This is a genomic window from Nocardia sp. No.11 (assembly GCF_038752175.1).
GTDB lineage: Bacteria > Actinomycetota > Actinomycetes > Mycobacteriales > Mycobacteriaceae > Nocardia > Nocardia canadensis.
Map to the genome: position 1 here is coordinate 14,838 of NZ_JBCGFB010000028.1, position 18,610 is coordinate 33,447.

An 18,610-nucleotide genomic window follows, 5' to 3' on the forward strand; every position below is an offset into this window, starting at 1 on the left:
TCGTCACCACACCGGCAACCGCCTGCGGTGTTCGGTGACATCGGTGATCAGATCCCGGTAGCCGTCGGTCAATTCAGCCAGCCGGCACCAGTGCAGATGGGTGCGCGCCTCCCACTGCCGCTGGGTCGTCTTCTCGATCGGATCGCCGCCCAGCGCCCGCTGGGCGGCGATCCATTTCGCTGCCATCCGGTCGATCACCGCGCCGAGGGTCTCGGTGTGCAGCGAGGCGCCCGCCCGGTGCGCCACATTGGCCGCGACCCAGTCGTCGATGCGGGCGATGAGGGTGGCGCGGTCGCCGTCGATCTGATCGATCAATTTGCCGCAGGCCGCGATCCGGCCGCTGGTGGCCTCCGGCGCGCGAGCCGCCTCGATCGCCTGGTGTCTGCGGTCGTGGCAGCGAGCCAGCCGAGTGGCCGCGTCGAGGACGCGGTGCCGCATCGGGTCGGAGCCGGGGGGTTCCAGGAAGGCCCGCAACAGCGCCGAGGGTGGCGGGAATTGCGTGGCATCCACACGATGACCGGGATCGAACGGCATGGTGCACGCCCCTGAATACGCTGAATTCATGCTTGGATACGCCAGAGCCGGGGAGGATTCGGGGGAGGTGCACTCCCCGGCACCGGCGTAGCCCCGCCCGGGCGTCGACGAATATCCGCGACGCTGCGGCGAGGAAGACGACCCGGGGAAAATCGGGACAACACCAGGAAAGCGCGATTCGGCGCGACCGCGCAATAGTATGGTGTACAAATCGCCTGGTCTGCGGAAATTGTTATGCACCGTTACGGCGGGGTCACCACGCGACTTCTCCTGTGTTACTCATCCGCACATTTCCGGCAATCGGATCGGCGGTACCCGCCGCGGACGGCACCGCATGCACTAACCTCGATAAATGTGCCGGCCTATGTGTCCTCACCCGAACTGACCTTCGGGTTCCTGTTCGCGCTGGAAGACCCGCAGCGAATCGCCGACGTCGTGCGCGACCTCATGGAGCGCCGCGCCGTCTCGGTGTTCCGGCTCGCGCGCCTGTCCGACGACGACGGCCCACCCGAGCGCTACGTGGTGAACTGGGCTGCGATACCGCAGATCTCGATCACCACCAGCGCGCCCGAGCCCGACGATCTCCTGGCGCAGCGGATCATGCTGGTCAACGCCTTCCTCGGGGAGAACGGCGAGGTCAGCCTGTACTCCGGCACGCCGAACGCGCCGAGCTGACTCAGCGCGCCGACTCGTAGATCCGGCGGACCACGTCCTCGATGCCCGGCTCCTCGATCGATAAGTCGCGCACCTGCGCCCGGTCCGACACCGCGGCCAGTAAAGCCGCCGCCGTGGTGTGCTCGGCGTCGAAGGCCAGCCGCTGGCGCATGCCGCCCGCCTCGCTGGACAGCAGCTGGGCGCCGCACGGCAGATCGTCGAGATCCGGCGTGGGCGCGGCCAAGTCGACCACCAGCACCCGGCGCGCGCCGACGGTGGCGCCGAGCCCGGCCAGTGAACCGTCGTACACCAGCCTGCCGTGATCGACCACCAGGACGCGGTCGCAGAGCCGCTCGATATCGCCCATGTCGTGCGTGGTGAGCAGCAGCGTGGTGCCGCGTTCGATCCGCTCGGCTCGCAGGAACTCGCGTAGTCGCTGCTTGGACAGCACGTCCAGGCCGATCGTCGGCTCGTCCAGGATCACCAGTTCCGGCGAATGCAGCAGCGCGGCGGCCACTTCCGCGCGCATGCGCTGGCCGAGCGAGAGCTGGCGCACCGGCGTGTCGAGGGTGTCGGCCATCTCGAGCTGCTCGACCAGTTCGTGGGTGCGCTTGTCGGCGATGTCGGGATCGAGGCGATGGATGGCCGCCAGGATCGAGAACGACTCGTGCAGCGGCAGATCCCACCACAGCTGCGAGCGCTGCCCGAACACGACGCCGATCCGCGCGGCCAGTTCCCTGCGCTGGCGCACCGGTTCCAGGCCGCAGGTGCGCACGCTGCCGGTGGTCGGTACCAGGATGCCGGTGAGCATCTTGATCGTCGTCGACTTGCCCGCGCCGTTGGCGCCGATGTAGCCGACCGCGGAACCGCGTTCGATCCGGAAGCTCATCCGGTCGACCGCGGTGATGGTGTCCCGGTGTCTGCGCCAGCGGCTGCCGTTCTTGCGGTAGACCGTGAACTGCCGGGTGAGGTCGTCGATGTCGATGATCGGCTCCGCAGAGCTGTGCTCGTCCATCGTTATCCCCCTCCTCCCTGATAGTGCCTCGTTCCGATCCGCCACGCTGCGAAGGCCAGTAACCACACCCATGCCGCCGCCACCGGTGTCAACCAGGCCGACCACGCGGGCAACAGCGGCGGTCCGGGGAGACCCAGCAGCGCTATCGTCGGCACGTAGGCGGTGAACGCGACGGGAATCGCGAACCCGAACAACAGCTTCAGCGGCGCGGGGAACACCGAAGCGGGCTGCATCGCGGCGAAGGATCCGCCGTAGGTGAAGCTGTTGGTGAGCTCGGCGCCGTCTATCAGGAAGAACTGTAGTCCCGCTGCGCATACGAAAAGGCCACAGAACAGGGCAATTCCACTGATCAGGGTGATCACGATCAAGGTAACCGGGGCGATGCCCCAGTCGATTTCGTTGCGCCACAACCCCACCCCGAGCACGATCACCGCAACTGCGGCGCGCGCGAGCCTGCGCAGTGAGATGTCGCTGGTGATCAATTGCAGCAGCAGCGGTTGCGGGCGCAGGTGATAGGCGTCCAGAGTGCCCATCCTGATCATCGCGGGCAGCGAGTCCAGATGCCCGACCAGCACCTGGGCCAGCGCGAACGAGGTGTTGGACAGCCCGAACAGCAGCAGCGCCGCGTTGGTGTCCAGGCCGCCGAGCGTGCCGACGTTGTGGAAGATGACCCACACCTCGGCGAACTCGACCAGGCCGATCAGGAAGGCGCTGAACACCTCGGTGGCGAACGAGAGCCGGTACACCTGCTGTGCTTTCACACGCGAACGCAATACTGCGAGATAGGGGGTGAACCAGGTCCCGGCCACGATGCGCGCGGAATCCGGTTCAGCCACCCTGTACCTCCAACCTGCGTTGTCCCGCACGCAGCAACACCCTGCCGAGCAGTCCGATCACCAGCACCCAGAAGCCTTGCGCCGCAACGGTGAGCAAGGCGTCCATCCCGGCGACCCGCCCGGACAGCGTATCGATCGGTGACTGGAGGATGGAGGGAAACGGGGTAGCCAGCGCGATCGTCCGCAACCAATCGGGAAACATGTGGACCGGGACGAAGAGCCCGGCCAGGAAAGTACCGACGATCTGATACAGCACCCGGATGCCGCGGATCTCCACCACCCAGAAACCGATCAGCGCGACCGCGAACAGACACAGGAACGACAGTGCCACCGCCAGTAGCACGCTGATCAGGCCGAGCAGGTAGGCCACCGGCGTCGTCGGCATCGACAGCCCGAAGGTCGCGGCGCCGATGACGATGCTCGGCACCCCGCGCGGCAGGAACGTGCAGGCGGCCCGGCCCATGTCGGTGGCCAGATAGCTCAGCTGGACGTCGACCGGGCGCAGGAAATCGATCGCGACGTCACCGGACTTGATCCGGTCCACCAGGTCGATCGGTGGTCCCATGAACTGCGTCGCGCCGAGCAGGGCCTGCGACAGCCACACGTAGGCGCCGATGGTGCCCTCGTCGTAGCCGCCGAAATCGCCCGCCGCGCGGACGGCGGCCACCATCACCGCCGCCCGGACGAAACCGAACACGCAGTTGGTGAACAGCCCGGCGAACATCGCCAGTTTGTATTGGGCCTGGCGCTTGAACCCGGCCCGCGCCAGCTTCCAATACACCCCGAACGTGCTCGGCGTGCGGCGACGGAACACGCAACGGCGCATCGCGAGGGCAACTCGGCCGTCCCCCTCCGCATCGCCCCGCACAATCAGTCAACTCTAGGCGGCCCCACCGTGATCCGGACGAAAACGCCCGCGATCGTCACTGCTCAGCGCAGTGGCACCCCGACGTCGCTGCCGCCCTCGGGGGTGAGCCGCGTGTTCACCTTCACCAGCGCGGGCGCCGGGACGAAACCGCCCGCGAACAGGGCCTCGCCCTGGCGGAACCACGGGGAGCGGTCGAGCAGGGCCGACGGCGCGTAGCCGAAGTAGGTGCCGAGCTCGGCGAGGTCGACCGGGGAAGTCATCTTCATCAGCGCGAGATTGTCGCACTGGGAGATGATGCCGGGGTGGACCTTCGACGGACGCTGCGTCGACAACAGCAGCCACAGCCCGAATTTACGTCCCTCGGCGGCGATCTGGATCAGTCGCTCGCGCACCGCGATCGCGATCGGTGAATCCTGGCGGGGCGAGGCCAGATTGTGCGCCTCGTCGATGACGAGCAGGATCGGGCGCCGCTCTTCGCGGCGCGCCCACAGGTCGTCGAGCAGGGCCAGCGCGACCACGAGTTGCTGTGCGGCGGTGGAGAATCCGCCCAGGTCGAGGACGGTCGCGTCGGGCCGTTCGTCGACGACCTCGGTGACCGCGCGGTCGGCGCGGGCCCACACCTCCCACTCGTGCAGCCCCAGGTTCTCGATGCGCATCGCCAGCCGCCGCTGAGCCGTCGATGCCGACTTGCGCAAGGTGGGCAGGGTGACATCGAGTTCGGCGGCGGCGAGCTCGTCGGCGAGGTGGATCAGCTCGTTGAATTCCTCGCGGTCGGCGATCGGATCGATCCGCAGGATCGCGGCCTTGGAACTCAGCGGCAGCGCGGTGAACCGAGCCCGCAGCGGCTGCGCGGAATGCGGGCGCAGCACCCGGATGTCGCGTTCGCGCAACGCGTCCGCGGTGGGGCCGGTGGCGCCGGGGGAGACCTCGCCGAGCCGGACGAAATCGGAATTGGGGTCGAAGATCACCACCGGCAACGCGGTGTGCGCGATGACCTGCTCGAGCACGACCCCGAGCGCGTAGGTCTTGCCGGATCCGCTCTGCCCGCACCAGAAGGTGTGCCGGTTGAATCGCTTGGGCAGCAGCCGGGCCGGACCGCCCGGCGGGGTGAGGTTCACCCCGACATCGAGCAGCGCGCCGGTCGTGTCGTGCAGTGTCTGGACGGTCTCGGCGTCGACCAGTTCGACCGTGCCGTCGGTGAACGCGTAGCCCGCGCGCACGTCGATGCCGTCGTCGTTGAGCTCGCCGATCAGCCGGCCACGCAGCCGAACCGGGGTCGTCTCCGACCGCTCCTCGACGAGGACGAGCTGTCGGCGCTCGGCCGCGACGATCACGGCCAGCGAACCGGCGACCAGCGCGCTGTCGGTGGCGTCGGCGACGACGAACGAGCGGCCGTCGTCGGACCGCGCACTGGGCTGGCTACTGTTCGGCACCCAGCCATCTTCTCACCACATTCCACGAACGAGGCCGGATAGCTAAGGGACGGCTATCCCGTCGAGTCAGTGCTCCGGGAAGCCGGTGGCGAACAGGATCGCAATGATCACGGAGCTGACCACGGAAATGGCGAGAATGATCCACATGAGGGGGAAGGGTACCCGTACCCGGGCGTGTCGCTGTCATCGCACCGGCGTGGGCGAGGTACCGAGGCCGTCTCGATGCCGGTCCGCCGGTGCGCCCGCTGAATCGCTGCATGGTTGCTGATGTCCGACTCGGCAACTGTTCGGTGTCGATTTCGTTGTGCGTCCGAGCAGCGGTATACCGTGCAGTGTCCGGTTCATATGCAGGTGTGGGCAGAGGAGCGGAAGGGGCTGGCTGTGGCGTTGGTCGGGAGATCATGGGGTTCGCTGGGAGGAAGCCGCCGCGCCGTACGGGTGCGGACGCGGCGGCCGCTGCGGGTGGTCGAGCTGGTCACCGGCGCGTTGCTGCTCAGCGCCGCCGCGGGGGGAATGGCCGGGCCGGTGGCGGCGGCGGTGCTGATCTATCGCAGCGGTGCGGGGCGCGAGGGCACGGCCGTGACGGTGTCGCTCGGGCTGGCGATCGGCGCGGTGGTGGTGACCCTCGCCGCCGCGATGGCGCTGTTCGCGCGGGCATGGCGGCGCGTCCATCTGCGCAGGCCCGCGTCGGCCTCGGCCGCTGCCGACCGGTGGTTCCCCGTTCCCACGGTCGAGCGGATGCGGTTGCCCGCGCCCGGCGTCGCCGTCGGCGGCGCGCGCTGATCGTGCCCGTCGGCCCCGGTGACCGGGCGGTCGGCTGTTCGCCCTGTTGAGGGCATTGGCACCGCCGCGTCGTCGGCGGACACTGGAGGAATGGTTGACAGGGAGCAGCGCACGCCGTTCTACGGGGTGGTGATGATTCTCGCGGCGCTCGGTGCGTCGATGGCGGTCAGTTACTACGGTCCGACGTGGATACGCGTCACGGTCTACGTCCTCACGGCGATCATCGTCGTGGTTGGCGGCGTCATGACGTTCCGGGACTACTCGCACTGAGACCGCGTGCGGACTGGTCGCCCCGGTGGCTCAGGGGCGGCCCACCGGCACGTGGACAGCTCAGTGCTCGCAGTCGTTGTGGGCGGGCGGGCTGTAGGTGACGGCGCCGCACGCCAGGCAGGTGTGGACCCGGTGATGGCCGCCGATCCGTCGGCACGGCATCGCGACGACCAGCGCGCGCCCGGCCCCGAGCCGGTGCCCGTTCGGGCAGAAGCGCGGCGACGGTTCGGTCCATACGCCGGCACGCAGATAGGGCCGGATGGATTCGCACATACGTTCGATTATCCACATCGAGAGCGTCGGCGCGACCGTGGCGGGTGCCCGCGTTCACGCGTTCGGCGACGCGTCGATCTGCTCACGCAGAATATCGCCGTGACCCGCGTGCCGGGCGAACTCCTGGATCATCGCCAATAGCGTCCACCGCATGCTCACCTCGCCCTCGCGAGGATTCACCTTCGTGTCGTCGAGGTCGAAGCGGGATGCGATCTCCCGTGACCGCCCGCTCGCCCGCTCGAACTCGGCGATGACCTCGGCCAGCGACTCGTCCTCGCCCACCGTGAAGGTGCCCTCGTCACGGCGCGAGTATCCGTCGCAGTCGGCTTCGTCCAGTCCCGCCCAGAACCGCTGGAACCAGATCCGCTCGGCCGCGGCCGCGTGCTTGATCAACGAGATAGGCGTCGTCAGCGAGGGCACGAGTCGCCGGCGGGCATCGGCCTCGGACAGACCGCGCGCGGTCGCGATGAGCGCGGCGCGATTGCGGTCGAGCAGGTCCTCGATGATCGCGCGCTCGGTACCGGCGGTAATTCCGTTGGTGCTCATGAGATTTCGCTCCCTTCGGGGTGGGTATTCGGGATCCGCGTCGGTCGTGAAGAGCGCGCGGTGGCACGACGAACGTTGTGGGGGATCGGCTGAACAGCCGGAATGGGGAAGAAAGAAGGATGGTGATCCGCTGGACGCGGGAATCCCTGCCCGGCGCGGATGGCGCCCTGGGCCATGTGCGGCCCTGACCTGGAATACATGCAGGTCAGGGCCGATCTGCGCCCCCGGCAGGAATCGAACCTGCGACCTAGGGATTAGAAGGCCCTTGCTCTATCCAACTGAGCTACGGAGGCAGTGGCATCCACCTTGGCCGAACTCGGCGCCGGTGTCCAGCGCGAAAAGTATAGCGACCGACCAGCAGGAGTGCTGGGGTCGTCGGCAGCGATGCCCCATCGGGTCGGCCCGGGGCAGGTCGAACTACCCTCGTTGTCATGTCGTTATCGCAGCACCCCTCCGCTGGACCCGCCGTGGACGGCGCGCCACCGGTGGAAGCGGGTCGGGCTGCGCCGACAGGCAACAGCGCGACGTTCGGGGTGCTGAGCGTCGTCGCCGGGGCGATGGCCGCGGTCGTCGCGGCGATCGTGGTCGGGTTGTCGGCGGCGCAGGCCCTCAGTCTGCTGGGTATACCCGATCCGGGGCCGTTGACAACATATGGCTTGCCCGCGCTGCGGGCGGTGGCCGATCTGGCCGCCGCGATGACCGTCGGCTCGCTGTTGTTCGCCGCGTTCCTGCTGCCGCCCCGCGACAGCGGACTACTCGAGGCCGGCGGCTACCGCGCGGTGCGCCGGGCCGCCGACGCCGCGCTGGTCTGGGCGGGCTGCGCGGCGCTGCTGGTGCCACTGACTGTCTCGGATACGACCGGGCAGCCGGTCGGTGACATCTGGCGGCCCGAGGTGCTGTGGCCGGTGATCGCCCAGGTCGAGGTCGCCGGTGCCTGGCGCACCACGACGCTGTTCGCGCTGATCGTCGCCATCGGGTGTCGCCTGGCGCTGCGCTGGGGCTGGACGCCGCTGCTGCTGGCCGGCTCGCTGATCACCATGATGCCGCTCGCGCTGACCGGGCACTCGTCCTCCGGCGGTGCCCACGATGTGGCCACCAACTCGCTGATCCTGCACATGGTGGCGGCCGCGGTCTGGGTCGGCGGTCTGATCGCGGTGCTCGCGCACGCGCTGCGCGGAGGCGCGGGGACCGATGTCGCTGCCCGGCGGTTCTCGGTCGCCGCGACCATCGCGTTCGTGGTGATCGGCCTCAGCGGCGTGGTCAACGCCTGGGTCCGGCTGCCCGCGTCGGAGCTGTTCGGCACGACCTACGGCAAGCTGGTGCTGGCCAAGGCGGCGGCGCTGCTCGTCCTCGGTGTGCTCGGCTACCTGCAGCGCCGGGCCGCGCTGCCCGCGCTCGCCGCCGATCCGCGCGACCGCCGGGCGCTGATCCGCTTCGCCGGGGTGGAGATGCTGATCTTCGCGGCCACCATCGGCCTGGCCGTCGGCCTCGGGCGCACCCCGCCCCCGCCGCCCACCTCGATCCCGACGCCGGTGGAGGTCGAGCTCGGCTACACCCTGGCCGGGCCGCCGACCGTGGGCAGACTGCTGTTCGACTGGCGCTTCGACCTGATCTTCGGGACCCTCGCGATCGTGCTCGCCGCGCTCTACCTGCTCGGCGTGTATCGCCTGCGCAAGCGCGGCGACGCCTGGCCGGTCGGGCGGACCATCGCCTGGTGCAGCGGCTGTCTGGTGCTGCTGCTGGCCACGTCCTCGGGAGTCGGCCGGTACGCGCCGGCGATGTTCAGCGTGCACATGGGCGCGCACATGGCGTTGTCGATGCTGGCGCCGATCCTGCTCGCCCTCGGTGGCGCGGTGACGCTGGCGTTGCGCGCGCTGCCGCCCGCCGGGCGCGAGGGCGTGCCGGGTCCGCGCGAGTGGATCCTGGCCGCCGTGCACAACCCGGTCTCGCGGTTCCTGACCCAGCCGGTCGTGGCGTCGATCATCTTCGTCGCCGGGTTCTACGCGCTGTACCTGGGCGGGATCTTCGACACCTACGTCGACTCGCACGCCGCGCACCTGATGATGAACGCGCACTTCCTGCTCAGCGGCTACCTGTTCTACTGGGTGGTGATCGGCATCGATCCCAAGCCGCGCGAGGTGGCGCCGCTGACCAAGCTCGCGATGGTGTTCGGCACGCTGCCGTTCCACGCGTTCTTCGGCATCGCGCTGATGAGCATGAACACCGTGCTCGGCGGCTGGTTCTACCGCACCCTCGGCCTCGGCTGGAACATCGACCTGCTCGCCGATCAGCGCAACGGCGGCAGTTTCGCCTGGGCCAGTGGTGAGGTGCCGCTGGTCGTGGTGATGCTGGCGCTGCTGATCCAGTGGTCGCGCAGCGATCAGCGGCTGGCCAAGCGCACCGACCGCGCCGCCGACCGCGACAACGACGCCGAGCTCACCGCCTACAACGCGATGTACGCCGAGCTGGCGCGTCGCGACGGCGAGGTGCGTCAGTGAATGGATGCGGTGCGCCCATGAGTGGGTCGATACATCGCACCGAACCGCATCGTGTGCTGCGCACGGAGGTGCGGGCGGCGCGACGCAGGCTGTCGGGCCGGGTGCGCAAGACCCCGGTGTTCCATACCACCGTCGACGGCCCCGACGGCCCCGTGCCGGTCTCTCTGAAACTGGAATTCCTCCAGCACGGTGGCACCTTCAAGGTGCGTGGCGCGCTCAACGCGCTGCTGGCCGCGGGCAAGGATGTCGATCATGTCGTCGTCGCCTCCGGCGGCAATGCCGGGATCGCGGTCGCGCTGGCCGCCGCGCAGCTGGGCAAGGCCTGCACGGTGGTGGTGCCGGAGTCGGCGCCGCACACCAAGGTCGCCGCGATGTGGGCGCACGGCGCCGAGGTGCTCTGGCACGGCACGAGCTACGCCGAAGCGCAGCTGCGGGCCGTGACATTGGCCGCCGAACGCGGTGCGCAACACCTGCACGCCTACGACATGCCCGCCGTCGTGGCGGGAGCCGGGGTGATCGGCCTCGAACTGGAAGAACAGGTGCGCGGGCGGCCGCCGGTGCTGGCCGCGATCGGTGGCGGCGGGCTGATCGCCGGCCTCGGTGCCGCGCTGGGCAGACGCAGGCAGATCGTCGGCGTCGAGTCCGAGCACACGCCTGCGCTGTCGGCCGCGCTGGCCGCGGGCAGGCCGGTCGACATCGACGCGCAGTCCAGGGCCACCGAGTTGCTGTGCGCGACCAGGGTGGGCGAGATCGCCTTCGACATCGCGCGCAGGCACCGCATGCCCGCCCTGTCGGTCGCCGACGACGCGATCACCGCGGCCAGGGAGTACCTGTGGCGCGAATTCCGCGTCGTCGTCGAGCTGGAGGGCGCCGCCGCGCTGGCCGCGGTGCAGAGCGGCGTCTATCGTCCGGACCCGGGCGTGCGCCCGATCGTCGTCCTGTGCGGGGCGAACACCGAACTCCCCGTGCTCTGACACAGGAGATATCCACAACCGTCGAGGTTGTCCCCAGTTGCGTCCGCGTCCGACCGTTCGGCCGACGGTGAGTCCATCCTGGGGAAGTCAGCACAACAGCGACCGAGCGGGGGCGGATTCGATGTACGAGGCACAGGCGACGGTGATCGGCACAGTGGTGACCCATCCGGTCCGGCGTGATCTCGCCAACGGCGAACAGGTGGTGACCTTCCGAATGGCGAGTAATGCGCGCCGGTTCGACGCCGCGGCCGGGGGATGGGTGGACAACGGCACGTATCGCGGCAAGGACGGCACCGAGCGTCGGGATCTGGAGATGCGCGCGGTCGCGGTCGGCCCTGATCTGGGACGGTGCAGCGCGTCGGTGGTGCGGCGATCCGATGCGGCCCGCTCCGCGTCGCACACCGTGCGGAATATTTCGGACCGGCGCGGCGCTGTACCACCGATCCCCGCGCAGGACGCGGCCGAGTATGCGCCGACGGTACCGACTGCCGTAGCCTCTACGACCGCGGCGGATTCCCTCCCGGCGCGATCGCCGGTTGCGGTGCCGATCTCCGGTACGCCCGAGCGGGTCGACGCCTGAGGGTCGCATCCGCGGCACCGGCCCGCTCCGCATCTCACCCCCGTTACCCGCACCGATAGGCTTCCATATATGGCTGAGTTCATTTACCAGATGATCAAGGTTCGCAAGGCGCACGGCGACAAGGTCATTCTCGACGACGTGACGCTGAACTTCCTGCCCGGCGCCAAGATCGGTGTGGTCGGCCCGAACGGCGCGGGTAAGTCGTCCGTGCTGAAGATCATGGCGGGGCTGGACCGGCCGAACAACGGCGAGGCGTTCCTCGCGCCCGGCGCCACTGTGGGCATCCTCATGCAGGAGCCGCCGCTCAACGAGGAGAAGACCGTCCGCGGCAACGTGGAGGAGGGCCTCGGCGAGGTCAAGGTGAAGCTGGATCGCTTCAACGAGATCGCCGAACTGATGGCCACCGACTACTCCGACGAGCTCATGGACGAGATGGGCAAGCTGCAGGAGTTCCTCGACCACGCCGACGCGTGGGATGTGGATTCCCAGCTCGAGCAGGCCATGGACGCGCTGCGCTGCCCGCCGCCGGACGAGCCGGTCACCAACCTCTCCGGTGGTGAGCGCCGCCGCGTCGCGCTGTGCAAGCTGCTGCTGAGCAAGCCCGACCTGCTGCTGCTCGACGAGCCGACCAACCACCTCGACGCCGAGAGCGTGCTGTGGCTCGAGCAGCACCTGGCCGCCTACCCGGGCGCCGTGCTGGCCGTCACCCACGACCGGTACTTCCTCGACAACGTCGCCGAGTGGATCCTCGAGCTCGACCGCGGCCGCGCCTACCCGTACGAGGGCAACTACTCCACCTACCTGGAGAAGAAGGCCCAGCGGCTCGAGGTCCAGGGCAAAAAGGACCAGAAGCTGCAGAAGCGCCTCAAGGAGGAGCTGGCCTGGGTGCGCTCCGGCGCCAAGGCCCGGCAGGCCAAGAACAAGGCCCGCCTCGGTCGCTACGAGGAGATGGCCGCGGAAGCCGAGAAGCACCGCAAGTTGGATTTCGAGGAGATCCAGATCCCCGCGGGTCCGCGCCTGGGCGACATCGTGGTCAACGTCTCGCACCTGGACAAGGGCTTCGGCGATCGTCAGCTGATCAAGGACCTGTCCTTCACGCTGCCGCGCAACGGCATCGTCGGCGTGATCGGCCCCAACGGTGTCGGTAAGACCACGCTGTTCAAGACCATCGTCGGACTGGAGGCGCCGGACAGCGGCGAGGTGAAGGTCGGCGAGACGGTCAAGCTCAGCTACGTCGACCAGAACCGCGCGGGCATCGACCCGAACAAGAACGTCTGGCAGGTCGTCTCCGACGGGCTCGACTTCATCGAGGTCGGCAACCAGGAGATGCCTTCGCGCGCCTACGTCAGCGCGTTCGGCTTCAAGGGCCCGGACCAGCAGAAGCCGGCCGGGGTGCTCTCCGGTGGTGAGCGCAACCGCCTGAACCTCGCACTGACCCTCAAGCAGGGCGGCAACCTGATCCTGCTCGACGAGCCGACCAACGACCTCGACGTCGAAACCCTCAGCTCGCTGGAGAACGCGCTCGAGCAGTTCCCCGGCTGCGCCGTCGTGATCTCCCACGACCGCTGGTTCCTGGACCGCACCTGCACCCACATCCTCGCGTGGGAGGGCGACAGCGACAACGACGCCAAATGGTTCTGGTTCGAGGGCAACTTCGAGGCCTACGAGGCGAACAAGGTCGAGCGCCTCGGTGCCGAAGCGGCGCGCCCGCACCGCGTGACCCACCGCAAGCTCACCCGGGACTGATCCCGAGGGTTTGCTGCGACGGCCCGGCGGAACGATCCACGATGATCGGCTCGCCGGGCCGTCGGCGTCAACGCGCGAAAACGACTGGCAGCGGCGCCTTCCGCGGCGTTCACCGAACGTTGGCCAAGTTACCGGCGCGGCAAGCGCAAATTCCCTCCGCGTGTCCATGGAGCCCCGACTAGTCTCGAATTTGCGTCACCTGAGTTGCGGAATCGAAGCGAACCGAATCCATGGGAGTGGGCGAAACGATGACGGTCTCGTCGGAAATGTCGAGCGCGGCGTGGGCCGCGGGAATACCGCAGAGCTTGCGCGGTGATCTCGCGACACTCGAAGGGGCGTACTTCCGACACGTGGACGCCGGCGACGCGGACTTCCCGGTCACCGGCATCAACCAGATCTTCCGTCGCCACATGGAATTGGCCGCCGAACGTCCCGCGGACACGGCGCTGGTGCGGGTCTACCATCCCGACGACGGGTCGGGCATGGGCGCGGCGGCGCAGCTGGTCACCGACGACATGCCCCTGCTGGTCGAGTCGATCACCGCGGCGCTGAGCCGGATGCAGGTGAGCGTCACCGAGGTCATCCACCCGATCTTCGAGGTCACCCGCGACGCGCACGGCGTCCTGATCAGTGCGGCACCGCACGAGGTGGACGGCAACGGCGCGACCGGCAAGCCGGAGTCGTGGATGCATCTGCAGCTGCATCCCTCGACCGGGCGGGCCCAGCTCGATCACATCGAGCGCACCCTGCCCACCGTGATCGCCGACGTCCGTCAGGTGATCGACGACACCGAGGCGATGACCAGGGTGCAGAGCTCCCTGGCCGACCAGCTCGATCGGACCGCGGCCGCGGGCTCGGGGCCGTTCCCCGCCACCGATCTGGCCGAGTGCGCGGAGCTGCTGCGCTGGCTGTCGCGCGGCAACTTCACCCTGCTCGGTTACGCGCGCTATCACCGCGACACCGAACTCGGCCACACCGTGTCCACCCCGGTGGCCGGCGCGAGCCTCGGCGTGCTGCGCGCCGACATCGGCACCGACTTCCAGGTGCCGATCAACGGCGGCGACCGCCCGCTGCTGATGCTCACCCAGGGCCTGGTCCGCGCGACCGTGCACCGCTCGGTGTACCCGTACTTCGTCGGCGTCGCCGACGTGGACGACGCGGGCGCCGTCGTCGGCGTCCATCTGTTCATCGGCGTGTTCACCGTCAGCGCGGTGCACGAGAACGTCCTCGACATCCCGGTCATCAACACCAGGGTGCGCACCGCCATCGAGGCGGCCGGATTCGACAAGGACTCGTTCTCCGGGCAGGCGATGCTCGAGGTGATCGAGTCGTTCCCGCGCACCGAGCTGTTCTCGGCCGACACCGAGGCGATGCGCCGCACCGCGGTGGCGGTGCTCGGGGTGGGCCTGCGCAGGCAGGTGCGCCTGTTCCTGCGCAGCGACCGGTACGGACGGTTCGTGGCCTGCATGGTGTACCTGCCGCGCGATCGCTACACCACCGCGGTGCGCCTGCAGATGCAGGAGATCCTGGTCCGCGAGCTCGGCGGCGCCGACATCGACTACTCGGCGCGGGTGAGCGAAAGCGAGCTCGCCAGTGTCTATTTCACCGTGATGCTGCCCGCCGAGGCCACCGCGGCGCCGGACACCTCCGAGGACAATCGGCTGCGCCTGCAGACTCTGCTGAACGCGGCCAGCCACACCTGGGACGATCGGATCGACGACGAGGTCGCCACCTCCACCGTCCTGGACCCCGGTGTGGTGAAGCGATATTCGGAGGCCTTCCCGGAAAGCTACAAGGAGGATTTCGGCCCGGTCCGCGCGCTGGCCGACATCGGCAGGCTGGAACGGCTCACCGAGGGCGGCATCGGCCAGCACCTGTACCGCAAGCCGGAGGCCGCGCCGGGGTCGTGGCGCTTCAGCCTCTACATCGCCGGGGCGGCTGTCTCGCTGAGCCAGGTCCTGCCGGTGTTGCAGAGTCTCGGCGTCGAGGTGGTGGACGAGCGGCCCTACCAGCTGCAGCTGGAGTGCGGTGCCGAGCGCTGGATCTACGACTTCGGGCTGCAGGCGCGTCCCGAGCTGCTGCGCAACGCGCTCGGCGGCGATCTCGACGCCGAACTGCTCGAGCAGGCCACCCACGAGGACGAGCTGCACTCTCGGTTCACCGACGCCTTCGAGGCGGTCTGGGACGGCCGAGCCGAGGCGGACGGCCTCAACGAGCTGGTGCTGCGGGCCGGTCTGCCGTGGCGGTCGGTGGCGATCCTGCGCGCGTACGCGAAGTACCTGCAGCAGGCCGGTTTCCCGTACAGCCAGGTCAACATCGCGCGCGTGCTGCTGGCCCATCCCGAGGTCGCGCGGGCGTTCGTCGACCTGTTCGCCGCCCGCTTCGATCCCGACACCGTGTCGGCCGAGACCGCCGCCGAGCTGGAGACGAAGGTCAGGGCGGGCATCGACGAAGTGGTCAGCATGGACGCCGACCGCATTCTGCGCGCCATCCTCGGCCTGATCAAGGCGACCCTGCGCACCAACTACTACGTCGTCGACGCCGAAGGTCATCCCCGCGACTACTTCTCGTTCAAGGTGGAACCGCGCGAGATCGCCGAATTGCCCAAGCCGCGACCGCAATTCGAGATCTTCGTCTACTCGCCGCGCGTCGAGGGCGTGCATCTGCGGTTCGGCTCGGTGGCGCGCGGCGGTCTGCGCTGGTCGGACCGGCTCGAGGACTTCCGCACCGAGATCCTGGGTCTGGTGAAGGCGCAGGCGGTGAAGAACGCGGTGATCGTGCCGGTCGGCGCGAAGGGCGGCTTCGTGGTGAAGAATCCGCCCGCGCCCACCGGTGACCCCGCCGCCGATCGTCAGGCGAGCATCGCCGAGGGGGTCGCCTGCTACCGCACCTTCATCTCCGGCCTGCTCGACGTGACCGACAATGTCGATCTGGCCACCGGCGCGGTGCTGCCGCCCGCCCGGGTGGTCCGCCGCGACGCCGACGACACCTATCTGGTCGTCGCCGCCGACAAGGGCACCGCCAGCTTCTCCGATATCGCCAACGACGTGGCGACCCGCTACGGCTTCTGGCTCGGTGACGCCTTCGCCTCCGGCGGCTCGGCCGGCTACGACCACAAGGCCATGGGCATCACCGCCAAGGGCGCGTGGGAAGCGGTCAAGCGGCACTTCCGCGAGATGGGCATCGACACCCAGAGCCAGGACTTCACGGTCGTCGGCGTGGGCGACATGAGCGGTGACGTGTTCGGCAACGGCATGCTGCTCTCGCGCCACATCCGGCTGGTCGCCGCGTTCGACCACCGCCACATCTTCCTGGACCCGAACCCCGACGCGGCCACCTCGTACGTCGAGCGCGAGCGGCTGTTCGCGCTGCCGCGGTCCTCGTGGGCCGACTACGACCGCTCGCTGATCAGCGCGGGCGGCGGCGTGTTCGAGCGGACCGTGAAGTCGGTGCCGATCTCGCCGCAGGCCCGGCTCGCGCTGGGGCTGCCCGACTCGGTGCAGGCGCTCACGCCGCCGGAACTGGTGCGGGCGATCCTGCTCGCGCCGGTGCAGCTGTTGTGGAACGGCGGCATCGGCACCTATGTCAAGGCCAGCACCGAAGCCAACGCCGAGGTGGGCGACAAGTCCAACGACGCGGTCCGGGTCGACGGTAATCAGTTGCGGGTCAAGGTGATCGGTGAGGGCGGCAACCTCGGCGCCACCGCGCTGGGCCGGATCGAGTTCTGCCGGGGCGGCGGCAAGATGAACACCGACGCCCTGGACAACTCCGCGGGCGTGGACTGCTCCGACCACGAGGTCAACATCAAGGTCCTGCTCGACGGCGTGGTGAGCTCGGGCGACCTGGCGCAGGCCGACCGCAACCCGCTGCTGGCCTCGATGACCGACGAGGTCGCGCGGATGGTGTTGCAGGACAACGTCGATCAGAACGTGCTGATCGGCATCGCGCGCACCGACGCGCCGCAGATGGTCAGCGTGCACGGCCGTGTCATCGACGATCTCGAGCAGCGTCGCGGCCTGGACCGTGAGCTCGAGGCGTTGCCGAGCGAGGCCGAACTGAAGCGGCGTGACGAGGAGGGCCGCGGGCTCACCTCGCCCGAACTGGCCAATCTGCTCGCGCACGTCAAGCTCGGGCTCAAGGCCGATCTGCTCGACACCGATCTGCCCGACAGCGTCTACTTCGCGCGCAGGCTGCCGCAGTACTTCCCGACGCCGCTGCGTGAGCGGTTCGGCGCCGCGATCAAGAAGCACCGGCTGCGGCGCGAGATCGTCACCACGATGATCGTCAACGAAGTCGTCGACTACGCGGGCATCACCTACGCGCACCGGCTCAACGAGGAAGTCGGGGCCAGCACTTCCGACACCGTTCGCGCGTTCGCCGCGGCCACCGAGATCTTCGAACTGCACGACGTGTGGGCGCGTATCCGCGGCGCCGACGCGCCCGCGGGTGTGTGCGATCTGCTGGAGCTGGAGTCCAAGCGGACGCTGGACCGGGCCTCGCGCTGGCTGCTCAGCAACCGGCCGCAGCCGATCGCGGTGGGTGCCGAGATCAACCGATACCACCGGCGGGTGCAGGAGCTGGCGCCGCAGGTGCCGGGCTGGCTGCGCGGGCACCACGTCACCTCGCTCACCCAGGGCGCGGCCGAGCTGATCGCCCGTGGCGCGCCGACCGAGCTGGCGACCGAGGTGTTCGGGCTGCTGAGCCTGTACCCGCTGCTCGACATCGTCGACATCGCCGACATCGCCGACCGGGACGGCACCGAGGTCGGTGCGCTGTACTACGCGCTCAACGAGCATCTCAAGATCGATTGGCTGCTCGAGGCGGTGAGCCACCTCGAACGCGGCGATCGCTGGCACGCGCTGGCCCGGCTCGCGTTGCGCGACGACATGTACGGTTCGCTGCGCTCGCTCACCCTCGATGTGCTCTCCGCGGGTGACCCGGAGGAGACGGCCGACGAGAAAATTGCATACTGGGAGTCGAAGAACCAGTCCCGGCTGGGTCGTGCGCGCGCGGCACTGTCGGAATTGTTCGAGTCCGGGACCCACGACCTCGCCACACTGTCGGTCGCCGCGCGACAGGTGCGGAGCATGGTGAGCGGGGTGGGCGCCCAATCGGAGGTACCACGGTGACGAGCTCGCCGAACACAGCCACGGCCGCGCCGGAGACGAACCTGGTGTTGCCCCGGCGCTTTCACGCCAAGGTCGAGATCCGCTGGTCGGACATGGACGTGTTCCAGCACGTCAACCACGCGCGGATGGTGACGCTGCTGGAAGAGGCCAGGATTCCGTGGCTGTTCGACGACGACAAGCCGACGGCGTCGATGGGGCGGCAGGGTTGTGTGCTGGTCGACCTGCACGTGAAGTACCGGGGCCAGTTGCGGCACGAGGACACCCCGCTCGACATCGCCATGTGGGTCAAGCAGTTGCGGGCGGTCGATTTCACGATCGGCTACGAGGTGCGTGCCAACGGCGCCGCCCCCGATTCGCCGCCGGCGGTCACCGCCACCACCCAGCTCGCCGCGTTCGACATCGAGACCCAGCGGTTGCGCAGGCTCAGCGACACCGAACGCGACTACCTGGCCCTGTGGCGGGCCTGACCTC

General features: G+C 69.0%; 16 protein-coding genes and 1 tRNA gene. 9 read left to right on the forward strand and 8 right to left on the reverse strand.

From position 1 onward, the window contains the following. Positions 1-3: 3 nt before the first annotated feature. Complete coding sequence (locus V8688_RS11555) at positions 4-510, reverse strand: DUF4254 domain-containing protein (RefSeq protein WP_308248620.1); 507 nt, start codon at positions 508-510, stop codon at positions 4-6. A 390-nt stretch (positions 511-900) separates the two neighbouring features. On the opposite strand from V8688_RS11555, the gene V8688_RS11560 reads away from it, so the two are divergent. Then, a complete protein-coding gene (locus tag V8688_RS11560) occupies positions 901-1,209 on the forward strand; it encodes a hypothetical protein (protein WP_308248619.1) in 309 nt (102 codons plus the stop codon). A 1-nt stretch (position 1,210) separates the two neighbouring features. On the opposite strand, the gene V8688_RS11565 is transcribed toward V8688_RS11560, so the two are convergent. The 4 genes from V8688_RS11565 to V8688_RS11580 all read right to left on the reverse strand — a co-directional run bounded on the left by V8688_RS11565 (position 1,211) and on the right by V8688_RS11580 (position 5,340). Beyond that, on the reverse strand, positions 1,211-2,203 hold the full coding sequence (locus tag V8688_RS11565; protein WP_218720846.1) for an ATP-binding cassette domain-containing protein: 993 nt from the start codon (positions 2,201-2,203) through the stop codon (positions 1,211-1,213). A gap of 2 nt (positions 2,204-2,205) precedes the next feature. Beyond that, entirely contained in the window at positions 2,206-3,039 is an 834-nt protein-coding gene (locus V8688_RS11570) for an ABC-2 family transporter protein (RefSeq protein ID WP_218720845.1), read from the reverse strand. Continuing rightward, positions 3,032-3,853: an ABC-2 family transporter protein gene (locus V8688_RS11575; RefSeq protein ID WP_342800779.1), complete on the reverse strand. Its 822-nt coding sequence runs from the start codon at positions 3,851-3,853 to the stop codon at positions 3,032-3,034. The genes V8688_RS11570 and V8688_RS11575 overlap by 8 nt, the downstream gene beginning before the upstream one ends. 116 nt (positions 3,854-3,969) lie before the next feature. Next, a complete protein-coding gene (locus tag V8688_RS11580) occupies positions 3,970-5,340 on the reverse strand; it encodes an ATP-binding protein (RefSeq protein ID WP_218720843.1) in 1,371 nt (456 codons plus the stop codon). 438 nt (positions 5,341-5,778) lie between these two features. Between V8688_RS11580 and V8688_RS11585 the strand changes: the two genes are divergently transcribed. Beyond that, positions 5,779-6,123 carry a hypothetical protein gene (locus tag V8688_RS11585; RefSeq protein ID WP_218720842.1) on the forward strand — a complete coding sequence of 115 codons (345 nt, stop codon included), beginning with the start codon at positions 5,779-5,781 and terminating at the stop codon, positions 6,121-6,123. Positions 6,124-6,213: 90 nt separating this feature from the next. Next, positions 6,214-6,393 (forward strand): hypothetical protein, encoded by a 180-nt coding sequence (locus tag V8688_RS11590; protein ID WP_218720841.1) that lies wholly within the window; start codon positions 6,214-6,216, stop codon positions 6,391-6,393. A gap of 60 nt (positions 6,394-6,453) precedes the next feature. Here V8688_RS11590 and V8688_RS11595 read toward each other — a convergent pair whose 3' ends face one another. The 3 genes from V8688_RS11595 to V8688_RS11605 form a co-directional block, all read right to left on the reverse strand. Next, entirely contained in the window at positions 6,454-6,666 is a 213-nt protein-coding gene (locus V8688_RS11595; protein ID WP_218720840.1) for a hypothetical protein, read from the reverse strand. Between the two features lie 54 nt (positions 6,667-6,720). Then, positions 6,721-7,212, reverse strand: a complete 492-nt coding sequence (locus V8688_RS11600) for a DinB family protein (protein ID WP_342800780.1) — start codon at positions 7,210-7,212, stop codon at positions 6,721-6,723. A 219-nt stretch (positions 7,213-7,431) separates the two neighbouring features. Next, positions 7,432-7,505, reverse strand: a tRNA-Arg gene (locus V8688_RS11605). Between the two features lie 138 nt (positions 7,506-7,643). On the opposite strand from V8688_RS11605, the gene V8688_RS11610 reads away from it, so the two are divergent. The 6 genes from V8688_RS11610 to V8688_RS11635 all read left to right on the forward strand — a co-directional run bounded on the left by V8688_RS11610 (position 7,644) and on the right by V8688_RS11635 (position 18,606). Beyond that, a complete protein-coding gene (locus tag V8688_RS11610; RefSeq protein WP_218721528.1) occupies positions 7,644-9,710 on the forward strand; it encodes a cytochrome c oxidase assembly protein in 2,067 nt (688 codons plus the stop codon). Between the two features lie 17 nt (positions 9,711-9,727). Next, the gene (locus V8688_RS11615) at positions 9,728-10,684 is read left to right on the forward strand and encodes a serine/threonine dehydratase (RefSeq protein ID WP_218721527.1); all 957 of its coding nucleotides are present in this window, start codon (positions 9,728-9,730) and stop codon (positions 10,682-10,684) included. A gap of 121 nt (positions 10,685-10,805) precedes the next feature. Further along, a complete protein-coding gene (locus V8688_RS11620; RefSeq protein ID WP_255588611.1) occupies positions 10,806-11,264 on the forward strand; it encodes a single-stranded DNA-binding protein in 459 nt (152 codons plus the stop codon). A gap of 69 nt (positions 11,265-11,333) precedes the next feature. Then, on the forward strand, positions 11,334-13,010 hold the full coding sequence (gene ettA / locus V8688_RS11625; protein WP_218721526.1) for an energy-dependent translational throttle protein EttA: 1,677 nt from the start codon (positions 11,334-11,336) through the stop codon (positions 13,008-13,010). Between the two features lie 248 nt (positions 13,011-13,258). Then, positions 13,259-18,139: an NAD-glutamate dehydrogenase gene (locus tag V8688_RS11630; protein ID WP_342800781.1), complete on the forward strand. Its 4,881-nt coding sequence runs from the start codon at positions 13,259-13,261 to the stop codon at positions 18,137-18,139. 41 nt (positions 18,140-18,180) lie between these two features. Further along, a complete protein-coding gene (locus V8688_RS11635; RefSeq protein WP_342800792.1) occupies positions 18,181-18,606 on the forward strand; it encodes a thioesterase family protein in 426 nt (141 codons plus the stop codon). The last annotated feature ends 4 nt before the right edge of the window (positions 18,607-18,610 follow it).